The sequence below is a fragment of the Citrobacter amalonaticus genome (genome assembly GCF_037053465.1).
GTDB lineage: Bacteria > Pseudomonadota > Gammaproteobacteria > Enterobacterales > Enterobacteriaceae > Citrobacter_A > Citrobacter_A amalonaticus_H.
In genome coordinates this window covers 158,148-167,382 of record NZ_JBALIF010000009.1, presented here as the reverse complement: position 1 = coordinate 167,382, position 9,235 = coordinate 158,148, and the positions used below count along the sequence as shown (strand labels likewise).

Annotated in this window: 5 protein-coding genes and 1 pseudogene; 4 read left to right on the top strand and 2 right to left on the bottom strand. The window is 50.1% G+C overall.

Going from position 1 to position 9,235, the window contains the following annotated elements:
* The first annotated feature begins 80 nt into the window (after positions 1–80).
* From WB371_RS16430 to WB371_RS23865, 4 genes and pseudogenes are all read left to right on the top strand, one after another.
* Positions 81–2,726 (top strand): Ig-like domain-containing protein, encoded by a 2,646-nt coding sequence (locus WB371_RS16430; RefSeq protein ID WP_336221108.1) that lies wholly within the window; start codon positions 81–83, stop codon positions 2,724–2,726.
* A 123-nt stretch (positions 2,727–2,849) separates the two neighbouring features.
* Positions 2,850–3,815 carry an HvnC protein gene (locus tag WB371_RS16425; RefSeq protein ID WP_336221107.1) on the top strand — a complete coding sequence of 322 codons (966 nt, stop codon included), beginning with the start codon at positions 2,850–2,852 and terminating at the stop codon, positions 3,813–3,815.
* A 97-nt stretch (positions 3,816–3,912) separates the two neighbouring features.
* Positions 3,913–5,298 (top strand): hypothetical protein, encoded by a 1,386-nt coding sequence (locus tag WB371_RS16420; RefSeq protein ID WP_336221106.1) that lies wholly within the window; start codon positions 3,913–3,915, stop codon positions 5,296–5,298.
* A 297-nt stretch (positions 5,299–5,595) separates the two neighbouring features.
* Positions 5,596–5,667: pseudogene (locus tag WB371_RS23865) on the top strand (hypothetical protein); the annotation flags it as partial.
* Between the two features lie 10 nt (positions 5,668–5,677).
* On the opposite strand, the gene WB371_RS16415 reads toward WB371_RS23865, so the two are convergent.
* Together WB371_RS16415 and fadE are read right to left on the bottom strand one after the other, a co-directional pair.
* Positions 5,678–6,448: an amidohydrolase gene (locus WB371_RS16415; protein ID WP_336221105.1), complete on the bottom strand. Its 771-nt coding sequence runs from the start codon at positions 6,446–6,448 to the stop codon at positions 5,678–5,680.
* Between the two features lie 109 nt (positions 6,449–6,557).
* Positions 6,558–9,002, bottom strand: coding sequence for an acyl-CoA dehydrogenase FadE (gene fadE, locus WB371_RS16410; RefSeq protein ID WP_336221104.1), 2,445 nt, complete (start codon positions 9,000–9,002; stop codon positions 6,558–6,560).
* Positions 9,003–9,235 lie beyond the last annotated feature (233 nt).

Below are 9,235 nucleotides of genomic sequence, written 5' to 3'. Positions count from 1 at the left end.
TCAGGTGCATATGTCACCCAGTCGTTGTCCTTTGTTGCGCCTTTTGGTGCTTCACTTTAAATGCAAATCAGGAAAATACTATGTCAAAGCAGAATATGGCTACCGGAAGCCTGATTTTTTACACCGGGAAGAACTACGCTGGTACCGCTCAGCAAGTTGCTCATGGCGACAGCGGTGAGCTGGCCTTCCAGACCAATGCCTGGGACTATCAGTCCGTTGCCATGTCCGGCATGCAGACTCTGGTGTTCAGCCGCGTAAATCCCGCCGATTCTACTCAGAATTACCTCGGTCATAGTGAGAACGTAGTGACGGTTCAGCAAGATGACCTGACTCTGCTATACCCTTCATCCACTCAGTTCCCGCTAGAATATCTGGGGCTGGACCCCGCAATTGCGGCAATAGTCTGGCTGCAGATTGACCCCGCTCAGGCCGCTCCGGATGCCGTGGCATCAACTGCTCAGGTGGGCGGCAGTACCACCAACATTTCGACATTGAGCCTGCCAGGAAGAAACGGAGTGCTCGGAATTGTCGCCAGGACAGAGGGAAGCTCGGTCGTTGCAAGCTGTCCTTACGGCGACTATAACACGGCGGATGGCACCGTGAACTGGACCGGAACGGGTAGCGTCGTACTGGAGTACAGCGGTGGGCAAGTCATCGTCGTCGCCACCACCAATTTTCCGGAAGGCTGGACGTTAAGTGAACCTCTGCTTCAGCCAGATGGTTCCTGGATCATCAAACTGGACAGCGGAGAACCCTCATCAAATACCATTAGCCATATTGATGCTAACCCTGACACGATTGCCGATGATGGCTTAAGCAGTTCGATTATTACCGCGACGGTGATTAACGGTAATGCTCAACCGGTCGAGGGGGTAATGGTAGAGTGGGTAACTACCCTTGGCTCGCTAACCTCGCAATCGTCCGTGACCAACGCGAAAGGCGAAGCGGTCACAGCCCTGACGTGCAATGGTTCAACTGGCACAGCAGTGGTTAGCGCTTCCATTCCTGGAAGCGCTGAAGCCGTCAATGTCACCATCACGGCTGAAAACGACCTTTTCATCGCCAACCTGACCAGCGATAAAGATTCGATCTTAAATAACGGTTCGGATGCAGCAACACTCACAGCAACTGTGTGCCATGCCTCGGGTGGTTTAGCTGAGGGGGTCGCCGTCTACTGGACAACCTCTCGCGGAGATATAAACCACAACGAGCAGGACAGCGACGCAGCGGGTGAATCGAATGCTAAATTAACCGACAACGGTGATACCGGCATTGCCGTTGTAACCGCATCACTGGAGAACGGCAACAGCCTTGCTTATAGCGTTGAGCTCACCAGCGATGAGTCTGCGTTTATCGTGCGGGGAAGTCGTAGCAACTATAAAGCTTCGGGACAACTATCCCACGGTCGCCTTGTAGCTTTAGATGCGGTAACGCTGCAACCGGTTAATGTGAACTGGCAGTATGAAAATGGAATAGCAGGGGGGGTTGGAAGCGACTTCCTCGACACACAGCCTCAGGAAACGCTAATCGTCACCCTTCCTGGCAATATTTCCCTGTCCCTTAATCCCGCCAATATTTTGGGTAATGGCGAATGGACTGATATCTCCACCTCTGCGGGGGCGTTTGTCGCAAGGCTCAATGATGAAACCTGCGTCGGATGGGGCGTCAGTAGCTATGGCGGCATGACGCCTGATTTAACATTGAATTTTAATATTGCCTCCTTCTCCGCCACTTTTTATGCATTTACTGCGCTCAGAAAAAATCAATCAATCTTCGCATGGGGACTCCCTACTGAAGGTGGCGAAATCCCAAGTGGCCTGCTTAGCCTGAGCAATGTTAATGAAGTGAGGGGAAGTCGGGGTACCTTTGCATTGCGGTGCTCTTCGTATCCCTACATTCAATCCTGGGGATGGGGTACCGAAGGAGGAGATGAAATAAACATGTCTGTTCCTTCATATATTGCGGCGATGAACAATATCAACAAAATTATCGCCAACGATAATGCTTTTGTGGTTATCAATACTTCAGGTCAGGTTTATGCCTGGGGTGATGCCGACGCAGGCGGTGAAACCAGTCCCACCGTCAGTACGCTATATTCTGTTACAGACTGCTGCGCATCACGTCTGGCATTTTCTGTGATCAGTAATGGCAAAATTTATTCATGGGGTGATGCCGATTACGGCGGGTTGGACGGCACCGTTTCAGGTATTAATGATGCATTGAGAATGGTCTCAACCGAATCAGCATTTGTGGCAATGCGCGCTAATGGCGGTATCGTCTGCTGGGGTAATGAAGAATACGGCAATAGTTTGCCCGCACAATATTTGTCCAGAACTGACATTGTGGATGTGAAAGCCTCCTATGGCGCATTCTGTGCGTTGTGCCGAGATGGATCTGTATTCAGTTGGGGCAACAGTAACTATGGGGGGGACAGCAGTTCGGTCTCCTCACAGTTGAAAAATATCGTTGCATTAAGCGCCACATCCGGGAGTTTCGCAGCCCTGACCGACCGGGGAAATGTGGTTGTCTGGGGCGATGCTTCAACAGGTGGCAATAATACGGCTGTCAGTTCCGAACTCTACGATATATGTGCAATCTACTCCAATAGCCATGCTTTTACTGCATTAAGAGAGGATAACCACGTTGTTTCGTGGGGGGACCCTAACTCAGGCCCCGGAAATATACCATCTATTTTGCAAGGGAATATTTCCTATTTAAAAAAATAAAATTCTGTAGCCCTTAGTAACTCTGCATAATCAGATGTCACCCTGATATTAAATTAATGTTTCAGGGTGATTCTGTGAGCATTATGAAAGGAAGTTACTCGTTCATAGATATTGAGGTTAATTATGAAATTGTTTAAATACGTTATCTTGTTATTTATTTTTTCTGTGCCTGTTTTAGCGTCAGCTCATGACTATTCAATAAATAAACTTTCCTATTTCAAAACTCACACTTCACGGGGTGAAAAAAGGCTCAGTGGCACTCAAACCGCTGCATATTTGAATGAAGATTACAGTAACATACAGGTGGACTGCGGGGAATCGACAACGCCTGCGTTTTTATGTACTGGCGTACTGCTAAGGGGAACAGACAGCTATTCTTCCACTTATCATTCATGGGACCCCAGTCCTTCTTCAGTGACCAGCGGCGGGGTCTCCTTCTCCTATCTGCGGGCAGATTCAAAATACAACAAACTTTCCTATAGTTACAATAACGGTTTTATTTTCTTTCCCTACTTTTATGCTCCAGATGGCGAAGGTATTGATACTAATATAGATATTATGTGTTCATTCCCTATTGATGCAGCCACTGAAAACAGAGATAACAAGGGCTGTGGTGCATCTAATAGCTACCCAACCCAGAGCGTACCCTGTCAGCAGCAAAATATAACAACGGCCAGCGAGTGGTATAATCATTATATTGAGGGTAAAATGGATCACCGCTATCAATGTGGTTTTCTCACCAACGACAACAGTTCTTATAATACTGCGGATGCCTTTTACCAGAGCATTCTTAGTATGAGTACCATCAGTTCTGAATCGTTTAATGAGCAAAACGAACTCCGCCTTGCAACCTGGGCGCAGGGTAAACAGGACTCTCTGCCTATAGAAGCCTTCTTTTATATTGCTGGCAGCAATCAGGGGCTCAATAGCGCTCGTAGCACTCAGCAGGATTTTTATAACTCAACGGTGAATAAAATATGGGTTCCGGTGATTGAACTGATACTGCCGACAACACCAGAACAAAACGCAACCTTCGAATTCAACACCGCAGATCAACTCATCCCTGAACCCGCAACATTGCAAAACTAAAATAGGAAACTGGCTTTATTACTGCTTAAAGCCAGTACATTCCTAACATAAAATATCACTATAAGCTCTTTATGTGCCAGAATATTAAGGAATAGAGATGAATCATTTATTTTTAAGAGTAGTCCTGTTCATTGCATCTTGTCTATTTTATAGCATGGCCTCCCACATGGCTCAGGCTAGCTGTACAAACACAGGATATGATACAATTAAAAAAGAAATCAGTTTTGGCTCTGTTAGTGTCTCATCATCAATGCCTGTCGGACAGGTCTTAGCAGAAATTAAAACTGAAAATACGGGAAAGCAATATGGCCGATGTGATTCGGGTGGAGGAATAATATCTTATGCTATGGATTACAGTCAGGCGACTTCAGGCAATCATATTTATAATACTAATCTGCCAGGTATTGGTATTGACATCCAGGATAACGGCACATTTGGTGGCTACTTTGAATTTCCTGCAATCAATCAACATGCGTCTGCAGGTAATTATTACGATAGTCAACAAACAGTACGGTTAATTAAAACCGCAGATTCTGTAAGCACAGGTACGCTGACATCTGGTAAGATCGCGCATATAGCTATTGGTGAAGGAGATTCTGTCGCTGAAGGTGTACAAATCTCGCTGAATAATTCGTCCATCATTGATTCCGGCGACAGTACTGGTGCGAAAATAGCTCAGGCGCTGACGGCGAATTACAACGAAAAATTGTCTGACTGTGGCTCAACAACAGCTCCTGCTTTTCTCTGTTCGGGTGTACTACTAAGGGGAACAACCGCTGATACAAGTTATCATTCATGGGATCCCAGCCCATCCAATATATCAAGCGGAGGCACTTCTTTTTCGTATCTCCGGGCTGATGCTAAATTCGATCGCCTGGCGATTGGCACGACCAATGGACTTATCTTTTATCCTGTTTATGACCAGCCAGCGGGAACTTATAATGTCCAGATCTTGTGCTCATTTCCTATTGACGGCGATACATGGCAAAGAAGTGCTTCCCGGTGTGGCCCAAATAACATTTACCCAACGGACAGCGATGTTTGCCAGAAGCAATCTATAACGACTGCTGACGCCTGGATGGTGCATTTTAATAAGAATCCAGACGATTATGATTTTCAGTGTGGCTTTGATGTCAGCGATAACAGCCAATATGGCAACACCTCTGCAGCGTTTACTGCGACGTTGCAGGCAATGAACTTGTTGAAAAGCGATCCGAATATTTATCACTATAACGAAGTGGTCGTCGCGACATGGCCTACAGGGATCCCTGCCCAGCTGCCTATTCAGGCTTTCTTCTATATTAAGTTAAATGAGGCAAACACTCCGATTACGGGGGGGCTCCCCTCAGCACAGCACGATCAACAGGATTATTTCGACCAAACGGGCCGTTATGTTCCCATAATTCAGTTGGTGCTACCGGCAAGCGACAATACCGATGCCCAATTCAACTTCATAGCCAGCGATCAAGTCATATCAGAATAAGCTCATGTAATCCTCTTGCTCGCGAATGCGTCTCTGCAGCTCTTATTTAGAGGTGCAGTTGAATGTTTGAAAATAGCGGTAGTCATAATTTTTTTCGTTGGGGTAATAAGACTTGCAAAAAATGTAGCACCAGAGCAGTACAATCGGGAATGGCGTTAGGAACGGCTTGGATTTCGGTGGTGATGGAGGTCGGGCATGAAACGATACACGACCCCAGATCCGAGGATTCCTTACAGAAGTAAGACCCAGCGGCTACGGGGCGCAGTACCGGTTCAGCCTCGATGCGGACGGTCTGGTACGGACATCACATTACCGGACGGGCAGCACCTCATCCATCTTTACTACGGCAGCGGGCACCAGCTTCAGACTCACAACATTGTTATCGCAGTGTGAACTCATCGGCATCCTGCCAGGCGGGAAACTTTTCCCGGTACTCTTTCAGTGTGCTCATTGACAGCTCCGCATCAATGCGTGTGGCCTGATGGGCTTCCGCTGTCGCGATCACTTCGCCCTGAGGATTGATGACCCGGCTGTCACCGCGATAGTGATGCCCGTTCCCATCGGTTCCGACGCGATTACACCCGGCAACCCATACCTGATTTTCAATTGCGCGTGCAGCCAGAAGGGTCTGCCAGTGCAGCGAACGCGGAGCCGGCCAGTTGGCGACGTACAGCGCCAGATCGTAGTCATTCAGGTTACGTGACCACACCGGAAAACGCAGGTCGTAGCACACCAGCGGCAGAATGCGCCAGCCGCGCCATGCCACCACCACGCGATGGTTACCCGCCGCGAAATGCTGATGTTCATCAGCCATACGGAACAGGTGGCGCTTATCATAAAAGTGAACCGTCCCGTTTGGTTCAACCAGAAAAAAGCGGTTCACCGCACCGCGCTCACTTTGAATGGCGGCGCTTCCGGCAATCAGCGCATCGGTCTGGATGGCTTTGCTATGCATCCAGTCGATATGCTCGTCCTGAGAAAGCGAGTGGGTAGCCGCCTCCATCGCAAAGCCCGTCGTGAACATCTCCGGTAATACGATAAGGTCACGTCCGGTAATCTTTTCCAGTTGACGATCAAAATGGCGCAAATTAGCGGGACCATCCATCCAGACCAACGGTTGTTGCAGCAGCGTAATTTTCAAACCTGGCACGGTAGGTTCTCCTCGTCGAACAGCATTCAGACACTGTAGCACGAGCTTTCAGCAAGAGGGGGCAATAAAAAGCCCCGCCGAAGCGGGGCTGACAGGTGGGATACAGATATTATGCGGCTTCCACTTTACGCACTTTCTCTGGCAGCTTTACCGGCTTCGTGGCGAGCTCCTCAGGGTCAAAATCATCCACATTGATGCTGCGCAGACGGCTTTCTTCCGCTTTGATCAGAATGGCCGCTTCATCATTGTCGATTAACCCTTTTGCCAGCGCGTTTTGCGCCAGTTCATCCAGACGGGTAAACGGCAGGTTCTTACCGATTTCTTTGCAAATCCGCTGATGGATTGGGTCTGCCGCCATCACGTCCAGCAGCGCTTCTTCCAGCAAACCAACCGGATTATGCTCGCTCGGCGTCAGGTACTGACCACGTCCGATACGATCGCGTGTCGCGCTGGGCACCTGCAAAATCTTCGCCACTTTATGATCCAGCTTGTCTGACGGTGCCAGATAGTGACGACCTGTCGGGAAGATGACGACATTCAGCAGACCCGCAACCAGGCGGTTCGGGAAGTTTTGCAGCAGATCGTCAATGGCCTGTTCTGCTTTATAAAGCGCATCCTGAACGCCCCAGTGAACCAGCGGCAGGTCAGCTTCATGGCGGCCTTCGTCGTCATAACGTTTCAGGACAGCAGAAGCCAGATAGAGCTGGCTCAACACATCCCCCAGACGGGCGGAGATGCGCTCGCGACGTTTCAGGCTTCCGCCCAGTACTGCCATTGACACATCAGAGAGCAGCGCCAGGTTTGCGCTCAAGCGGTTAAGATGTTGATAGTAACGCCTGGTGGCGTCACTGGTTGGCGACTGGCTGGTTAAGCCGCGTGTCAGACCCAGCCAGAAGCTACGCACCTTGTTGCTACCCACGTGACCAATGTGTTTGAACAACAATTTATCAAACGCATTGACATCGTTATTCTGTGCAGCGGTCATCTCTTCCAGAACATACGGATGGCAACGAATCGCCCCCTGACCGAAGATCATCATGCTGCGGGTCAGGATGTTCGCACCCTCAACGGTGATGGCGATCGGCGCACCCTGGTAAGCACGCGCCAGGAAGTTACCTTCGCCCAGCATAATGCCTTTACCGCCGGTAATATCCATTGCGTCAATGATCGACTGCTGTCCGCGATGCGTGCAGTGATATTTCACAATGGCTGACAGCACCGCCGGTTTTTCACCCAGCATAATCCCGTAGGTGATCAGCGACGCTGCGGCATCCATCACGTAGGCGTTACCGGCAATACGCGCCAGCGGCTCTTCAATCCCTTCCATTTTACCGATAGAGATTTTGAACTGACGACGAATATGCGCATAGGCGCCAGTCGCCATTGCCACAGATTTGACGCCGCCGGTAGAGTTTGACGGCAGGGTAATTCCGCGGCCTACCGACAGACATTCCACCAGCATACGCCAGCCCTGACCGGCCATTTTCGGGCCGCCAATGATGTAATCGATCGGCACAAACACATTGTTACCGCGAGTCGGACCGTTCTGGAACGGGACGTTTAGCGGGAAGTGGCGACGTCCAATTTCAACACCCGGCGTGGATGTCGGAATTAACGCGCAGGTAATCCCCAGATCTTCTTCACCGCCCAGCAGCTTATCCGGGTCAGAGAGTTTAAACGCCAGGCCCAGCACCGTGGCGATGGGTGCGAGGGTGATATAGCGCTTGTTCCAGGTCAAACGCATTCCCAGTACCTGCTGGCCCTGCCACTCGCCCATACAGACGATACCGGTATCCGGAATAGCACCTGCATCGGAGCCCGCTTCCGGACTGGTCAGCGCAAAGCAAGGGATTTCCTGACCACGCGCGAGGCGAGGCAGGTAATGGTCTTTTTGTTCTTGCGTACCGTAATGTTGCAACAGTTCGCCTGGGCCTAAGGAGTTCGGCACGCCCACGGTGATCGCCAGGATCCCGGAAACGCCAGACAGTTTTTGCAGGACGCGAGACTGCGCATACGCCGAAAACTCCAGCCCGCCGTATTCTTTCTTGATGATCATCGCGAAGAAGCGATGTTCTTTCAGGAATGCCCACAGCTCCGGAGGAAGATCCGCCAGCTCGTGGGTGATCTGAAAGTCGTTCGCCATCCGGCATGCTTCTTCTACCGGACCGTCGAGAAAGGCCTGCTCTTCAGCAGTCAGGTGCGGCTGCGGATAGTTGTGCAGTTTTTTCCAGTCTGGTTTGCCCTGGAACAGATCGCCTTCCCACCAGGTTGTACCGGCATCAATGGCTTCCTTCTCGGTGCGTGACATCGGTGGCATAACCTTACGGAAGCCACGGAATACCGGCGCGGAGATCATCGACTTACGCATTGGCGTGACGTTGAACGGCACAAGGAGAATGGCCAGCGGAAGGAGCAGCCAGATATTCCACAATCCGGCCATGCCAAGCGCAGCCGTCCAGGCGAGCAAAATCAGGCTGCTGAGAAATAAGCTCACGCGGTGATAGAACAGAGCGCCGAGCAAAACGATCGTAGCGAGAATACTCAAAATCATCATAACGAAAAGCTCCCTTGCTTGTAGGAGGTCTGACCACTTGTGATGATATGGTTGTAGTGGATGTGAATTCTTTTAGCAATGTGTTTACAAAATAATTACAACAAAGCTCACATTGTTGCCGTTTTCAGCGGCACGAAAAATCAAAAAGGGGGTGGCATTGGCGTGGCTTATGCTTCTCGCTGCCAGTGCTATCCGGTACACTGCTCCTGTCATTTACATTCATGCTGAAGGAT

What these genes read in the sequence shown, in the direction of transcription:
- WB371_RS16420 (WP_336221106.1), top strand. Translation starts at nt 3,913, where the DNA reads ATGAATCATTTATTTTTAAGAGTAGTCCTGTTCATTGCATCTTGTCTA.
- WB371_RS16430 (WP_336221108.1), top strand. Translation starts at nt 81, where the DNA reads ATGTCAAAGCAGAATATGGCTACCGGAAGCCTGATTTTTTACACCGGG.
- fadE (WP_336221104.1), bottom strand. Translation starts at nt 9,002, where the DNA reads ATGATGATTTTGAGTATTCTCGCTACGATCGTTTTGCTCGGCGCTCTG.
- WB371_RS16425 (WP_336221107.1), top strand. Translation starts at nt 2,850, where the DNA reads ATGAAATTGTTTAAATACGTTATCTTGTTATTTATTTTTTCTGTGCCT.